Raw genomic sequence first — 13,894 nt, forward strand, 5'->3', positions numbered from 1 at the left:
TATGGCACATAAAACTGCAGGACAAGTAATGACAGAGCTGCTTGAGCAATGGGGAGTTGATCATGTATACGGCATCCCCGGAGACAGTATAAATGAGTTTATTGAAGAATTAAGACACGAAAGAAATCAACTGAAGTTCATTCAAACCCGCCACGAAGAGGTAGCGGCACTGGCAGCCGCAGCTGAAGCAAAACTCACCGGCAAGGTCGGAGTCTGTCTGTCAATCGCAGGGCCGGGAGCGGTGCACTTATTAAATGGTTTATATGATGCAAAAGCCGACGGCGCCCCTGTGCTGGCGATTGCAGGACAGGTTTCTTCTGGCGAAGTCGGACGGGACTATTTCCAGGAGATTAAGCTGGAGCAAATGTTTGAGGACGTGGCTGTGTTCAACAGAGAGGTACATAGCGCAGAATCACTTCCGGATCTCTTAAATCAGGCGATCAGGACCGCCTACAGCAAAAAAGGCGTTGCGGTATTGAGCGTGTCAGATGATTTGTTTGCGGAGAAAATCAAACGGGAGCCCTTGTATACTTCACCAGTGTATATTGAAGGGAACCTTGAACCGAAAAAAGAACAGCTCGTCACCTGCGCCCAATATATTAATAACGCTAAGAAGCCGATTATCCTGGCAGGGCAGGGAATGAAAAAGGCGAAACGGGAGCTCTTAGAATTTGCGGACAAAGCCGCCGCTCCGATCGTTGTTACACTCCCGGCAAAGGGTGTTGTTCCCGATAAGCACCCGCATTTTCTCGGCAACCTCGGTCAGATTGGAACAAAGCCGGCTTACGAGGCAATGGAGGAATGTGATTTATTAATCATGCTCGGAACGTCATTCCCGTATCGTGATTATTTGCCTGATGACACACCGGCGATACAGCTCGATTCAGACCCGGCAAAAATCGGAAAAAGGTATCCGGTGACAGCGGGCCTTGTCTGCGATTCGGCTCTCGGTCTGCGCGAATTGACAGAGTATATTGAACGCAAGGAAGACAGAAGATTCCTGAATGCCTGCACAGAACATATGCAGCATTGGTGGAACGAAATTGAAAAAGATGAGACAGAGGCAACAACACCGCTTAAACCTCAGCAGGTCGTGGCCCGTCTTCAGGAAGCGGCAGCCGATGATGCGGTGCTCTCTGTAGATGTCGGAACTGTGACAGTCTGGATGGCGCGTCATTTCAAAATGAACGCGAACCAGGATTTCATCGTCTCCAGCTGGCTTGCGACAATGGGCTGCGGCCTGCCGGGAGCGATTGCAGCAAGCTTGTCCGAACCGGAACGCCAGGCGATCGCCGTCTGCGGTGACGGGGGATTTTCTATGGTCATGCAGGACCTTCCGACCGCCGTCAAATATAAGCTCCCGATCACAGTCGTCATTTTAAACAACGAAAATCTCGGCATGATTGAGTACGAGCAGCAGGTCAAAGGCAATATCGACTATGTCACAAAACTTCAAAATGTCGACTATGCCGCATTTGCAGAAAGCTGCGGAGCAAAGGGCATCAAAGTGACCAAAGCGGAAGAGCTTGCGCCGGCTTTCCATGAGGCGCTGCACTCTGACCAACCGGTCGTAGTGGATGTCATGATTGGAAACGAACCGCCGCTGCCTGGCAAAATCACCTACGGGCAGGCGAAAGGTTTTAGCAAGTACATGCTGAAAAACTTCTTCGAAAACCAAAAATTTGAAATGCCGTCACTGAAGAAAAGTTTGAAACGGTTATTCTAAAAAAACAGAGGCCCCAAAAGGCCTCTGTTTTTTGTTGGAAACAAACGTATTTTCAGCTATAACATGTTTGAATTCATAAAATGATCGGTGTATGTATTAGGAACTGATTTCGCCATTCTCGAAACAGACAAAAGGACAAATGCATCTTGTTTCAAAGCAATGAGATGCATTTGTCCTTGTATGTTTATTCTTATCAAATCTTACAGAACTCTTCTCATAATAGGGTTATTTCTCTTTTTTCTTCAGCCCGAAGAAGAAAGGAAAAGCAGAACCGACCAAGAAGGTGCCGAATAAAAACATGCCGCCGATAAACACGTGGAAATTTGTGTGTCCGGCCGTAAACGCCGTGATTAGGGAAATAATACTGAGCACGATCATGGCAATGCCGGGCGCGACTCTCATTTTTCCCTTGGATCTATGGGCAGCAACAGAACATAAAATGCCGATAACAATAGGAACAATCCACAAATAAAACAGAATAAATACTGACATCATCAAAACTCCGATTTTTCTTCTATCATAACAAATTTCTGTCAAAAAGGGTATCAATGAGCTTTTGCGAAAAAATAAAAACCGGCTTTAGAAGCCGGTTTTTTTATCGAAACGTATCTACAATTAAAAACACATTCAAAGCAACGATCAATACAGCAATCAGCCAAGACACCACTGTGATCCATTTGGCGTTGATCAGAGATCCCATGATCCGTTTATTGCTTGTAAACATAATAAGCGGAATGAGGGCAAAGGCGATCCCGAAGGACAGCACGACCTGGCTCAGTACGAGAGCGGTCGTCGGATTAACACCTGACGCGATGATCAAGATCGGCGGAATGATCGTGATAAAACGCCGTACATACAGCGGAATGCGGTAGTTGATAAATCCTTGCATAATCACGTCGCCTGAAAGTGTGCCGACAGACGAACTGGATAGACCGGCAACGAGCAGCCCGATCCCGAATAAAGCCGCAGACATAGGGCTGACAAGATGTCCGAATTGCTGAAATGCGACGTCGAGATCCTCAACAAACAGGCCGTTTTTGAAGAATAATGCGGCAGCCACAATCAGCATACTTGCATTAATAGCCCCTGCAATCAGCATCGCTATTAAAATATCAATAAATTCAAACCTAAAGATTTTCTTCCGTTCTGCATCAGTTTTGCCAACCACCCGCCGCTGTGTAAGGGCAGAGTGTAAATAAATGGCGTGCGGCATAACAGTTGCGCCAAGAATACCCGCTGCAAGAAGCACACTGTCGGTGCCATGAAACGCCGGGACAAAAAGGCCCTTCATCACTGACACGGCATCAGGCTTTGCGAAAAAGGTCTGCAGCGCAAAGGCGATCACGACCACAAACAGCATACCGGCAATACCGGCTTCAAGTGAGCGATAACCGCGGCGCTGAAGCTCCAATATCGCGAAAGAACCGATCGCCGCAATAATAGACGCTTCAAGCATCGGAATGCCGAACAGCAAATACAGTCCCAGAGCCGCTCCGATAAATTCCGCCAGATCAGTTGCGATAATGACCAGCTCGCCCTGAATCCATAATCCGATCGAGACAGGCTTCGGGAATTCTTCACGGGCAACCTCAGGCAGGTTTTTGCCTGTCGCAATACCGAGTTTGGCGGATAGGGATTGAATTAAAAGGGCCATGATATTGGAAAATAAGATCACCCATAAGAGCATATATCCGTATTTAGAACCCGCCGAAATATTCGTTGCGAAGTTGCCGGGATCAATATAGGCAATGGCTGCTATAAATGCAGGGCCGAGAAAAGGGAGCAGCCCTCTGAATCCTCTGATTTTCCCGTCAAGCGCATCTTGGACGGCTTTGGAACGGGGAGATTGTGCTGTGATGTCCTTGTTCATCATGTCTCACCTGAATTCTGTTTGTTTTTGCCGTACAACAAAGAGTTTCCTTAAGGCAAATTATTTTATCTACATCATATGACCATCCCGGTTTCTTGTCAACCGAAAATGTTCAAAATACACTTCTGAATTTTTCCCTGTTATGTAACATGATATGTAGGGATTCGGGATAAGGTCCCATATAAAAAGACATCGTTTCAGTTCGAAACGATGCCTTCTGTATCTAATGAGTCTAGGCTTCCTTCCGCAGCCCGCGGAATATAAGGCCCAGCAAGAATACGAAGATGGCTGCCCCGATGATGGCAGGGAAAATAGCAAAGCCGGCGAGGCTCGGTCCCCATGTGCCAAGAAGTCCGTGCCCGATCCAAGCGCCGATCAGCCCGGCAATCATAGAGCCGAAAATTCCTCCCGGCAGCCGGTTTCCTACAATGGCGCTCCCAATTAATCCGATAACAATAGCAACAACTAATGAAACCAAAAAGCTAAGCATCATGATCACCTCTCATAAATGATTTACCAATCAATAACCGCTCCTGATCATTTCGAAACACTTGAAAGCATATTCCTTTATGATCCTGTTTTAATCTTTCTCTGCACACTGCCGTCAGCTAAATGAACAATGACCTCAGTGCCTTTATGCGCCGCGATTTCCTTTGCCCGTTCAATCGCTTCTTTCTTTGTATCCTTGATTTCAGACACACGTTTGGCGCCCTCGGCTTTGACTGCCCAGCCTTTTTTATGCTTAATAACATGCTCTGCTTTATTCATGAGCTCGGGGCCGCTGCCGCTGCTTGGATCAGCATCGCGTTCTGTCTCATCATCATGCGTCAGGAAATCATCAATTTCATCTGTAGAGGCGTTTTCCGCCCATTCCTTCGCTTTGCTTGTCGCAATTGGAATCGCGCGCCCTTCCTCATAGCCTTCATCAATCATCGCATTCGCAATGTCTATCGCCTTTTTTCTCACCGGCTTCTCAAGATTTTTTAATGAAGCAGGATAATCCTTCATCGACCAAGGCATGTCCATCACTCCTTTTCCTTTTATAAAAATGGTACCCGCAGGTGAAAAATAAAAACGCATCCGAAAAAATGAAGGTATACTATATAGTAGAAAAAACGGAAGGGAAGTGCGGATTGGGTGCCAACAGAACGAAAAGAAGACTTACATCAGCAATTAAAAGAGATAGAGAAATGGGAAAAAGATCAGCAAAAAGTCTGGTTTTGGGAAAAGCTCAGCCGTCTCCCGTTTCAACTCCTGGACAAGCTGACACCGGAATTCATCCAGAAAAAGATCGGCAAGCTCTTGGATGAGGTCGGCAGCTTTGTTCAAACAGGCGGACAGTACCTGACATCTGAAAAACAGATTATCAGGATATTTCAAAAGAAACTGCCGGAGGAGATCTTTGAATCGCTGGAGGACATCCGGAAAGCGCCTCTTCCTGTCATGGATGAAATTGCGGAAGGAATGGGCAAAAACAGAACCAACGCAGCAACCGTTCAAGGCGCGACAACCGGTGTGGGCGGCGTGTTTACGCTGGCGGCAGACATTCCGGCAGTGCTTGGCTTATCACTAAAAACATTACAGGATATCGCAGTCGCATACGGCTATGACCCAAAGGAGAAAAAAGAACGCGTCTTCATTGTGAAATGTCTGCAGCTGACGTCGGCTGATGTTGTCGGCAAAAGATCGATTTTGCAGGAATTAAAACACTACGATCAAGACCGTACATATAAGAATGTCGCTTCTCAAATCCAAGGCTGGCGAGAAGTCGTTTTGGGCTATCGAGACACGTTTGGCTGGAAAAAACTTTTCCAGATGGTGCCGGTTGCCGGAATGGTTTTTGGCGCCGCTGCCAATCGCTCAACATTAAACGACATTACCGAGACAGGCATGATGCTGTACAAAAAGAGGCGCATTCTTGAACGACTGAAAGAAACAGAACGAGAGATGGAATAGCAGAAAGCAGACGGACACCGCGATCCGCCTGCTTTTTTTAGTGGAAACATACCCAATGTGTTTTGTTTGTTTAAAAGAATTGTGAGCGGGAATACAACAACCAACACCAATTAAAGGAGGAATTCAAAATGGCAGACAATAACAAAATGAGCAGAGAAGAAGCAGGTAGAAAAGGCGGAGAAACAACAAGCAAGAACCATGACAAAGAATTCTATCAAGAGATTGGTCAAAAAGGCGGAGAAGCCACTAGCAAAAACCATGACAAAGAATTCTATCAGGAAATCGGCGAAAAAGGCGGAGAAGCCACTAGCAAGAACCATGACAAAGAGTTCTATCAAGAAATCGGTGAAAAAGGCGGAGAAGCCACTAGCGAAAATCATGACAAAGAATTCTATCAAGAAATCGGCCGAAAAGGCGGAGAGGCAACAAGCAAAAATCATGATAAAGAATTCTACCAAGAAATTGGCTCAAAAGGCGGAAACGCCCGCAACAACGACTAATCAAAAGCATAAAGGCAGACAACCTGTAAATAAAAAAGCGATCCGGCACATCAGCTGGATCGCTTTTTTTTGGAATCTTCTCAATTTATGCCGCTATTGCGATACAATAAGTGAAAAAGGGGTTTTCGCTAATGTCCAAGATGCAAAACTTGCTCGCCATCGCAAATGAAGTCAAAGAAAAGCACGCCAATTTTTCAATCTCAGAGGTCAACGACCACTGCGTGCGCCTTGCGGTGTTTACGGGAGAATATGACTGGCACCATCACCCTGACTCAGACGAATTGTTTATTGTTCTTGAAGGGGAGCTGCTGATCGATTTTAAGGACAAAGAAACCGCGGTGCTCAAAGCAAATGACAGCCTGCTGATCCCGAAAGGCACGGTTCACCGCACACGCTCTTATGTCAGAACGGTTAATCTCTGTGTGGAGCATAAACAAGCCGAAACCGTCATCATAGAGGAGCAGCCATGCTAATCAAAAAGGTGATATGTGAAGTAGACGCTGCAAACGCTGAAGCATTTGCAAAAGCGCAGTCACAGTGGGAAGCATTATCGCATATAAGCGGCTTTATCAAACAGGCCGGCGGCTGGCGAAAAACGATAGACGAGCCGCTCACCGCAGAAATCATCAGTGTATGGGAAAACAGAGAAGCCTATGATCATTTTATGGAGAACGAACATGACAGCATATACGAGGAAAACGATCAGAAGGCTGTAATTCTTTCGATAGAGGTGACGGTGTACGAAGAGGATAAACCGTTCGTTCACGATCTGTTACATAACCCTGATATCCGGTACGAACCAGACTGGACGGTTCTGAAGGCATAATCAAAGCCCAAAACATCATGTTTTGGGCTTGTCTCTTTACTCGCGTCCCGGAAGTGTATTATGAACAAAAGGCGGTGCTGGTTTTAACTCCGGTTTTTCTCCAAACGTTTTTGCTTCTTTCACATATTCAAAGGCTTCTCCGTCCGGCGCTTTTTCATTCAGCCAGTTTTGCTCGGCGCTTTCTTCGCCTTCAGAGAAATTGATAAGCTGATGTGAGAACTCTTGTTTTTCGAGCGCTTTCGGGAATGTACCCGGCACAACCGGACCTTCCTGTGCTTCTAATTCTTTAATGGCGGCAAGCCATTGGTTCTGGTGCATTGTGTCACGCGCCAGCAGGAAGCTGAGCATATCTTTGACGCCTTTGTCATCCGTCATTTCAAACAGGCGTGCGACCTGCAGACGGCCCTGAGATTCCGCATTCAGGTTGGCGCGGAAGTCTGCCAGCAGGTTTCCGCTTGCTACGATATAACCGCCGCTCCAAGGTACGCCTGTACTGCTTTCCGGCATGGCGCCAAGTCCTGATACAATCGCATGGTGAGGGTTCATGCCGCCCAGGATGGAGCCGATGACCGGATCTTCAGCAGCTTTTTCCTGCTGATCAAGAGGGGCATCCTCAAGAAGTCTGGCAATCATCGTTGCGATCATTTCAACATGCCCGAGCTCCTCAGTTGCCGTATCCATCAGCAAGTCCTTGTATTTTTCATTTCCTCTTGTGTTCCAGCCTTGAAATAAGTACTGCATGGCAACTGAAATTTCTCCGAATTGCCCGCCTAAAATTTCTTGCATTTTTTTAGCGAATAATGGATCTGGACGATCTGGTTTAGCAGGATGCTGCAGCATTTTTGTGTGCTTAAACATGTACCCATCTCCTTTTTCGATTATCTCTTTTTATATTTCCGATCGATAGAAAGATAAACGAAAAACAGCGTATCGAGATGGGAACTATGAATCTTTTCGCAGCTCCAACAGTTCCCGGATCAGCTCCCGGCCAAAGATGGGCTCATACTGCCGGTAAACAGGGTCAAGACGCTTCATCCATTCTTGTTTCTCTTTATCTGACAGCTCATAAATATGTATAGCAGAATTCTTTTTGATTTCTTCCAGCTGCTCCTTGTTCATTTGTTCGGCATACGTTTCATTCCACTCCGTCGTCTCCTTCATCGCTTCAGTCAAAATGCGTCTTGTTTCTGGTGTTTGCGCCTTCCAGAAGTGTTCATCAGTCATGACAGCGTAGCCGAGGTAACCGTGGCTGCTTATTGTCAAATAGTCCTGAACATTATAAAATTTTTTAGAATAGATGTTTGAAATTGTATTTTCTTCGCCATCGACTACATTGTTTTCTAACAGCTGAAAGGTAGAATTGAAGGATTCCTGATGAGGTGTTGCGCCAAGCAGCTTGAACTGATCCTCAATCACATCGCTTTGCATAATGCGCAGATCCTGCCCTTTTAAATCATCCGGTGTTTTGACCGGCCCTTGATTTGTTGTGATTTGCTTAAAGCCGTTCGTCCAATAGGCCAGTCCTCTTAATTGGTTTTTCTTTAGAGAATCAAACAGCTGTGTGCCGATGCTTCCGTTCAGCCCTTTTTTGGCGGCGTTGTAATCTGTAAATGCATACGGCAGATCCAGCACTCCCCATTCAGGCGAGAGCATGCCGAGCTTCGATGTGGAGGGGGCGATAAATTGAACATCACCGTTTTGCAATGCTTCAATTTCTTCGATGTCCGAGTACAGGCTTCCATTCGGAAATACTTCTATTTTTATTTTCCCGCCTGATTTTTCGTTCACCAGATCAGCGAATTTATTGGCGGCCAGCCCTTTTGGCGTATTTTCAGCAACCACGTGGCTGAATTTAAACACGATTTGATCCTTCAGGCCTTCCTGGTCGTCATCATAAACAATCTTTTTATTGCCTGTATGATCATGGAATCCAATAAATAAAGCGGTTGCAATTCCAGCGATCATCAGTGCGAGACATGCAAGCAAACTCTTCATGAAAAGCCCTCCCCTATGTTAAGGATAATGGGGGCAATGACATTCGTAAAGACCTGAAAGGAGAAGCTGATGAACAAAAAGAAGCTCTCAATCCGTTGGAAAATCACAATCTTATCCTATATACTCGTCATTTTCTCCTTTTTGATCGGCGGCATTGTGCTCATCGGCAACATTCAGCATACAGAGGAGCGGGAGCTGAAAAAGCGGCTGATGAATACGGCCCGGACGGTGTCAGAGATGACAGAAGTGAAAGAAGCCTTGGCGCGAAAAAAACAAACAGAAGCTGTTCGCCATGCGGTTGAAGAAATCAGGATGATTAATGAAGCAGACTATATTGTCGTCATGGATATGAATCACATCCGATATACGCATCCTGTCAGCACAAGCATCGGCAAGAAATCAGAAGGTGCAGACGAGGAGGCAGCGTTTGCGGAGCACATTTATTTCTCTGAAGCAAAGGGCGAGCTCGGCACGGCGGTTCGCGCTTTTTATCCGGTTAAGGATCAAGACCTGAACCAAATAGGCGTGGTGCTTGTCGGAAAAACGCTGCCGGGGATCGCTGACATCCTGCTTCATTTAAAGCGTGATATTGCATTCATCGTTGTGCTGACACTCGGCTTTGGCCTTGCTGGTTCCTTTTTGCTGGCCCGCCATATCAAAAAACAAATGTTTCAGCTTGAACCCCATGAGATTGTCCGAATGTATGAAGAACGGACAGCGACGTTTCACTCGATGAATGAAGGGGTGATCGCTATTGACAATCGGCTCGTCATTACGATTTTCAATGAAAAAGCGAAACAGATCTTTGAAGTGCAGGGGGATCTGATCGGCAAGGTGATTTGGGAGGTTCTCAAGGATTCGCGCCTGCCCGAAATCGTGGAGCGGAACAAAGCGGTTTATAATGAAGAAATTCGTGTTAGCGGAAAAGTCATCATGAGCAGCAGAATTCCGATCGTCATGAAGAAAAAAGTGATCGGCGCCGTCGCGATTTTTCAGGACAGAACGGAAGCGGCCAAGATGGCAGAGGAATTGACTGGTGTCAGAAACTTTGTGGAGGCGCTCCGTGTCCAAAACCATGAGCATATGAATAAGCTGCACACGATCGCCGGTCTCATCCAGCTGGGGAAATCTGAAAAAGCCTTGCAGCTTGCATTCCAGGCGTCAACTGAGCAGGAAAATGTGACTGAATTTCTGCACCGCTCGATTCAAAATGACGCTGCGGCAGGCCTTCTATTAAGTAAAATCAGAAGGGGAAGAGAGCTCGGCGTTGCTGTTCATATAGATGAAAACAGCAGTCTTCAGCAATTTCCCGAGCATGTTGATCAGCATGATATTGTGGTGCTTTTGGGGAATCTGATTGAAAATGCCTTCGGCTCATTTGAAACCGTTCAATCTGAAGACAAACGAATTGACATTAGTATCGAACAAACAGATGATATCCTTGCTATTTTAATAGAAGATAACGGCTGCGGAATTGATCCGGCACATATGCCTCGCCTTTACGACAAAGGTTTTACGGTCAATAAAACTGGCGGCACAGGCTATGGCTTGTATCTAGTGAAACAAATCATAGACAAAGGATCGGGCACGATAGAAGTTGATTCACATGCGGGGCAGGGGACATCTTTTTCTATCGTTTTTCCAATGAAGGGGGAGGAAGCACAGCATGGCTCGTAAAGAATGGAAGGTTCTGCTCATTGAAGACGATCCGATGGTTCAAGAGGTCAATAAGGATTTTATTACAACTGTTAAAGGCGTTACTGTCTGTGCAACGGCAGGAAACGGAGAGGAAGGCATGAAGCTGATTAAAGAAGAACAGCCGGATCTCGTCATTCTCGATGTGTACATGCCGAAAAAAGACGGCATCAAGACCTTGCAGGAGATCAGAAAGCAAAAGCTTGAAGTGGATGTCATTGTCGTCTCCGCTGCAAAAGACAAGGAAACGATCTCACTCATGCTGCAAAACGGGGCGGTTGACTATATCTTAAAGCCGTTTAAGCTTGAGCGAATGAGACAGGCACTCGAAAAGTACAAGCAATATAAACAAAAAATCGAAGCGAATGATACGCTGTCCCAGGAACAGCTCGATGCGATCCTGAATATTCCGCAGCAGGCCGTACAGGATCTGCCGAAAGGGTTGAATCACTTCACGATGAATGAAGTCACTGCTTTTTTGAAACAGCAAACCGCATCCCTTTCTGCTGAAGAGGTCGCCAAGGCGCTCGGCATCGCCAGAGTGACAGCCAGACGATATCTTGATTACTTAGAAAAAACCGGGATCATCAAATTGGACGTTCAATACGGCGGAGTCGGCCGGCCGGTCAACCGCTACGTGTTAAAAGGATAAACCTGAGACCAAAAAGACCAAAATGTCCGTTATGATCATAAACTTCCCCAGACGTTATGAAAACGCTATCATTCTAGTAAGAAAGACACAAAAGGCGAATAGGACAGGAGGATGAAGGATATGAAACTGTTTAAAAATTTAACAGTTCAGGTCATAACCGCGGTCATCATCGGGGTCATTGTCGGGCTGGTCTGGCCGGATGTCGGCAAAGAAATGAAACCGCTTGGCGATACATTTATCAACGCTGTTAAAATGGTGATCGCACCAATTATTTTCTTCACAATCGTTCTCGGGATTGCAAAAATGGGCGATATGAAGAAGGTTGGAAAAGTAGGGGGAAAAGCGTTTATCTATTTCGAGGTTGTCACCACCCTCGCACTCATTATCGGTTTATTTGTCGTCAATATTATGAAGCCGGGTGCGGGTCTTGATTACAGCAAGCTTGAAAAGGGAGATGTATCACAATACACGCAAAATGGCGGTCAGGGAATCGACTGGATTGAATTTGTTACACACATTGTTCCATCCAACATGGTTGATGCCTTCGCAAAAGGGGACATTTTGCAGGTCTTATTCTTTTCTATTCTTTTCGGAGTGGGTCTTGCGGCATTAGGCGAAAAAGGGAAAAGCGTCATTGATTTCTTCGACAAGGTTTCTCACGTTTTTTTCAAAATTATCGGCTACATTATGCGTGCCGCGCCAATCGGGGCATTCGGGGCGATGGCGTATACAATCGGACACTTCGGGCTCGATTCCATCAAACCGCTGGCAAGCTTAATGATGTCTGTTTATATTACGATGTTCCTGTTCGTATTTGTTGCTTTAAATATCATCTGCAAGCTTTACGGATTCAGCCTGTGGAATTACCTTCGCTTCATTAAGGATGAGCTTCTGATCGTGCTTGGCACAAGCTCTTCCGAATCGGTGCTTCCGCGTATGATGGATAAAATGGAGCGCTACGGCTGTTCCAAATCCGTTGTCGGGCTAGTTATTCCGACGGGCTATTCGTTTAACCTCGACGGCACATCCATTTATTTATCAATGGCGACTGTCTTTTTGGCACAGGTGTTTGGAGTAGACCTCAGCATCGGCCAGCAAATTACGATTATCCTCGTTCTGATGCTGACATCGAAGGGAGCGGCAGGTGTGACGGGAAGCGGATTTATCGTCCTTGCCTCAACGCTGTCAGCGCTGCAGGTCATTCCGCTGGAGGGTCTTGCACTCCTGCTAGGGGTTGACCGTTTCATGAGTGAAGGAAGAGCCATTGTGAACCTGATCGGAAACGGAATCGCCACGATCATTGTTGCTAAAAGCGAAAATGAATTTGATGAAGAAAAAAGCGTAGAGGCTGTTGAAGGCATGAAAAAAATGAAAACAGCAGTCTGAAAAAAGAACGGCCCATCCATGGGGCCGTTTTTTTAATTGTTTAAGAATTATTAAGGTAAGGACAGAGACCTCAGCATTTTTTTGTTATATAATTTACAAATGGATACTATATTGAATGAAGGACGTTTGTCCTAACAGGAGTGTATAAATGGCCGCTTTAGTTAAATTTTTTCAGCACCCGGGAGTAAGGCGTTTCTCCATCTTTGTCGTGTTAACTGGTGTGTTATATCTATTTAAGAGCATGATCAACTTAATATTGCTTACCTTCATTTTCACATTTCTAATGGATCGTTTGGAGCTTGTCGTGCGGCAGTTTGTAAGCCAGTTCTTCCGCGTGAGCCAGCGGGTTGTCATTACGTTTCTTTACATGTTGCTGGCTGTGCTGCTCACAGTCGGGGGCTTTGTGTTTTATCCGGTCGTCGCGGCGCAGATCCAGCAGCTGGTAAAGCAGATTAAACATATTGCGTATCATCCTGACAGCATCCCTTTCTTTGATGAGATCACCAGTGTCTTCGGGGATATTAACATCAGTTCATATGTCAAAGAGGGCTTCAATGTAGTGTATACGTATCTGGCCGATATCAGCACATTCGGCTTGCAGGTCGTGATGGCGCTCATTCTCAGCATGTTTTTCTTATTTGAGAAAAAACGGCTTTCTGAATTCATGGCGAAATTTAAAACGAGCAAACTGAGGGTCTTTTATGAGGAGATTGCTTTTTTCGGAAGCAAATTTGCAAGAACGTTCGGCAAGGTGCTCGAGGCTCAATTTATCATTGCGCTCGTCAACTGTATTCTGACGTTTATCGCGCTTTGGATTATGCATTTTCCGCAGCTGTTTGGGCTTTCGATTATGGTGTTCTTCCTTGGATTGATCCCTGTAGCAGGCGTCGTCATTTCCCTGATTCCGCTCAGCATTATCGCCTACAGCACTGGCGGTGGAATGTATGTGCTCTACATTGTCCTTGTCATATTCGCCATTCATGCGATCGAAACCTATTTCTTAAATCCGAAGCTGATGTCGGCGAAAACAGAGCTGCCAATTTTTTTCACCTTCACAGTACTCATTTTCTCTGAACACTTCTTCGGCATTTGGGGTTTAATTATCGGGATTCCGATCTTTGTGTTTCTCCTTGATATTCTGGATGTCACCAACAAGGAAGATAGGTCTAAAGGACCCCGAGAGAATAGCGATAAAATGTAGTTTAAAATCGAATAATGAGTGTGCCTCGATCTGCCGGCCTGCCTGTTCAAGGCATGGAATTAAGACTCGGAATCGGAGCTTGGCATT

At 45.9% G+C, this 13,894-nt stretch carries 16 protein-coding genes; 9 read left to right on the plus strand and 7 right to left on the minus strand.

Going from position 1 to position 13,894, the window contains the following annotated elements:
• Position 1 precedes the first annotated feature (1 nt).
• The gene (locus tag MHB62_RS02470; protein ID WP_032722919.1) at positions 2-1,726 is read left to right on the plus strand and encodes a pyruvate oxidase; all 1,725 of its coding nucleotides are present in this window, start codon (positions 2-4) and stop codon (positions 1,724-1,726) included.
• A 56-nt stretch (positions 1,727-1,782) separates the two neighbouring features.
• Here MHB62_RS02470 and MHB62_RS02475 read toward each other — a convergent pair whose 3' ends face one another.
• The 5 genes from MHB62_RS02475 to MHB62_RS02495 form a co-directional block, all read right to left on the minus strand.
• Positions 1,783-1,923 (minus strand): hypothetical protein, encoded by a 141-nt coding sequence (locus MHB62_RS02475; protein WP_128992274.1) that lies wholly within the window; start codon positions 1,921-1,923, stop codon positions 1,783-1,785.
• Positions 1,924-1,951: 28 nt separating this feature from the next.
• Positions 1,952-2,218, minus strand: coding sequence for a hypothetical protein (locus tag MHB62_RS02480; RefSeq protein WP_021481716.1), 267 nt, complete (start codon positions 2,216-2,218; stop codon positions 1,952-1,954).
• A 103-nt stretch (positions 2,219-2,321) separates the two neighbouring features.
• Complete coding sequence (locus MHB62_RS02485) at positions 2,322-3,599, minus strand: Nramp family divalent metal transporter (protein WP_003234364.1); 1,278 nt, start codon at positions 3,597-3,599, stop codon at positions 2,322-2,324.
• A 229-nt stretch (positions 3,600-3,828) separates the two neighbouring features.
• Positions 3,829-4,086 carry a GlsB/YeaQ/YmgE family stress response membrane protein gene (locus tag MHB62_RS02490; protein ID WP_003246519.1) on the minus strand — a complete coding sequence of 86 codons (258 nt, stop codon included), beginning with the start codon at positions 4,084-4,086 and terminating at the stop codon, positions 3,829-3,831.
• 77 nt (positions 4,087-4,163) lie between these two features.
• Complete coding sequence (locus MHB62_RS02495) at positions 4,164-4,616, minus strand: DUF2188 domain-containing protein (protein ID WP_003246574.1); 453 nt, start codon at positions 4,614-4,616, stop codon at positions 4,164-4,166.
• A 117-nt stretch (positions 4,617-4,733) separates the two neighbouring features.
• On the opposite strand from MHB62_RS02495, the gene MHB62_RS02500 reads away from it, so the two are divergent.
• From MHB62_RS02500 to MHB62_RS02515, 4 genes are all read left to right on the plus strand, one after another.
• The gene (locus MHB62_RS02500; protein ID WP_003234359.1) at positions 4,734-5,552 is read left to right on the plus strand and encodes an EcsC family protein; all 819 of its coding nucleotides are present in this window, start codon (positions 4,734-4,736) and stop codon (positions 5,550-5,552) included.
• Positions 5,553-5,680: 128 nt separating this feature from the next.
• Positions 5,681-6,052 (plus strand): glucose starvation-inducible protein GsiB, encoded by a 372-nt coding sequence (gene gsiB, locus MHB62_RS02505; protein ID WP_003246542.1) that lies wholly within the window; start codon positions 5,681-5,683, stop codon positions 6,050-6,052.
• A gap of 131 nt (positions 6,053-6,183) precedes the next feature.
• On the plus strand, positions 6,184-6,525 hold the full coding sequence (locus tag MHB62_RS02510) for a cupin domain-containing protein (protein WP_003246564.1): 342 nt from the start codon (positions 6,184-6,186) through the stop codon (positions 6,523-6,525).
• Positions 6,519-6,878: a YdbC family protein gene (locus MHB62_RS02515; protein ID WP_032722920.1), complete on the plus strand. Its 360-nt coding sequence runs from the start codon at positions 6,519-6,521 to the stop codon at positions 6,876-6,878. Before MHB62_RS02510 ends, MHB62_RS02515 begins: the two co-directional genes overlap by 7 nt.
• Before the next feature lie 36 nt (positions 6,879-6,914).
• Here the strand turns inward: MHB62_RS02515 and MHB62_RS02520 are convergent, their stop codons facing one another.
• Together MHB62_RS02520 and dctB are read right to left on the minus strand one after the other, a co-directional pair.
• Complete coding sequence (locus MHB62_RS02520; RefSeq protein WP_015715268.1) at positions 6,915-7,736, minus strand: manganese catalase family protein; 822 nt, start codon at positions 7,734-7,736, stop codon at positions 6,915-6,917.
• Between the two features lie 84 nt (positions 7,737-7,820).
• Complete coding sequence (dctB, locus tag MHB62_RS02525) at positions 7,821-8,873, minus strand: C4-dicarboxylate TRAP transporter substrate-binding protein DctB (protein ID WP_032722921.1); 1,053 nt, start codon at positions 8,871-8,873, stop codon at positions 7,821-7,823.
• Positions 8,874-8,942: 69 nt separating this feature from the next.
• Between dctB and dctS the strand changes: the two genes are divergently transcribed.
• The 4 genes from dctS to MHB62_RS02545 all read left to right on the plus strand — a co-directional run bounded on the left by dctS (position 8,943) and on the right by MHB62_RS02545 (position 13,807).
• Entirely contained in the window at positions 8,943-10,550 is a 1,608-nt protein-coding gene (dctS, locus tag MHB62_RS02530; RefSeq protein ID WP_032722922.1) for a two-component system sensor histidine kinase DctS, read from the plus strand.
• Complete coding sequence (gene dctR, locus MHB62_RS02535; RefSeq protein WP_003234347.1) at positions 10,540-11,220, plus strand: two-component system response regulator DctR; 681 nt, start codon at positions 10,540-10,542, stop codon at positions 11,218-11,220. The genes dctS and dctR overlap by 11 nt, the downstream gene beginning before the upstream one ends.
• A 120-nt stretch (positions 11,221-11,340) precedes the next feature.
• Positions 11,341-12,606, plus strand: coding sequence for a C4-dicarboxylate transporter DctP (gene dctP, locus MHB62_RS02540; protein ID WP_032722923.1), 1,266 nt, complete (start codon positions 11,341-11,343; stop codon positions 12,604-12,606).
• A 148-nt stretch (positions 12,607-12,754) separates the two neighbouring features.
• A complete protein-coding gene (locus tag MHB62_RS02545) occupies positions 12,755-13,807 on the plus strand; it encodes an AI-2E family transporter (protein ID WP_015252777.1) in 1,053 nt (350 codons plus the stop codon).
• Positions 13,808-13,894 lie beyond the last annotated feature (87 nt).

The sequence above is a fragment of the Bacillus sp. FSL K6-0255 genome (assembly GCF_045040725.1).
GTDB classification, from domain to species: Bacteria; Bacillota; Bacilli; order Bacillales; family Bacillaceae; genus Bacillus; species Bacillus subtilis.

What these genes read in the sequence shown, in the direction of transcription:
- MHB62_RS02480 (WP_021481716.1), bottom strand. Translation starts at nt 2,218, where the DNA reads ATGTCAGTATTTATTCTGTTTTATTTGTGGATTGTTCCTATTGTTATC.
- MHB62_RS02515 (WP_032722920.1), top strand. Translation starts at nt 6,519, where the DNA reads ATGCTAATCAAAAAGGTGATATGTGAAGTAGACGCTGCAAACGCTGAA.
- gsiB (WP_003246542.1), top strand. Translation starts at nt 5,681, where the DNA reads ATGGCAGACAATAACAAAATGAGCAGAGAAGAAGCAGGTAGAAAAGGC.
- dctB (WP_032722921.1), bottom strand. Translation starts at nt 8,873, where the DNA reads ATGAAGAGTTTGCTTGCATGTCTCGCACTGATGATCGCTGGAATTGCA.
- MHB62_RS02510 (WP_003246564.1), top strand. Translation starts at nt 6,184, where the DNA reads ATGTCCAAGATGCAAAACTTGCTCGCCATCGCAAATGAAGTCAAAGAA.
- dctP (WP_032722923.1), top strand. Translation starts at nt 11,341, where the DNA reads ATGAAACTGTTTAAAAATTTAACAGTTCAGGTCATAACCGCGGTCATC.
- MHB62_RS02545 (WP_015252777.1), top strand. Translation starts at nt 12,755, where the DNA reads ATGGCCGCTTTAGTTAAATTTTTTCAGCACCCGGGAGTAAGGCGTTTC.
- MHB62_RS02490 (WP_003246519.1), bottom strand. Translation starts at nt 4,086, where the DNA reads ATGCTTAGCTTTTTGGTTTCATTAGTTGTTGCTATTGTTATCGGATTA.
- MHB62_RS02470 (WP_032722919.1), top strand. Translation starts at nt 2, where the DNA reads ATGGCACATAAAACTGCAGGACAAGTAATGACAGAGCTGCTTGAGCAA.
- MHB62_RS02495 (WP_003246574.1), bottom strand. Translation starts at nt 4,616, where the DNA reads ATGCCTTGGTCGATGAAGGATTATCCTGCTTCATTAAAAAATCTTGAG.
- dctR (WP_003234347.1), top strand. Translation starts at nt 10,540, where the DNA reads ATGGCTCGTAAAGAATGGAAGGTTCTGCTCATTGAAGACGATCCGATG.
- MHB62_RS02485 (WP_003234364.1), bottom strand. Translation starts at nt 3,599, where the DNA reads ATGATGAACAAGGACATCACAGCACAATCTCCCCGTTCCAAAGCCGTC.
- MHB62_RS02520 (WP_015715268.1), bottom strand. Translation starts at nt 7,736, where the DNA reads ATGTTTAAGCACACAAAAATGCTGCAGCATCCTGCTAAACCAGATCGT.
- dctS (WP_032722922.1), top strand. Translation starts at nt 8,943, where the DNA reads ATGAACAAAAAGAAGCTCTCAATCCGTTGGAAAATCACAATCTTATCC.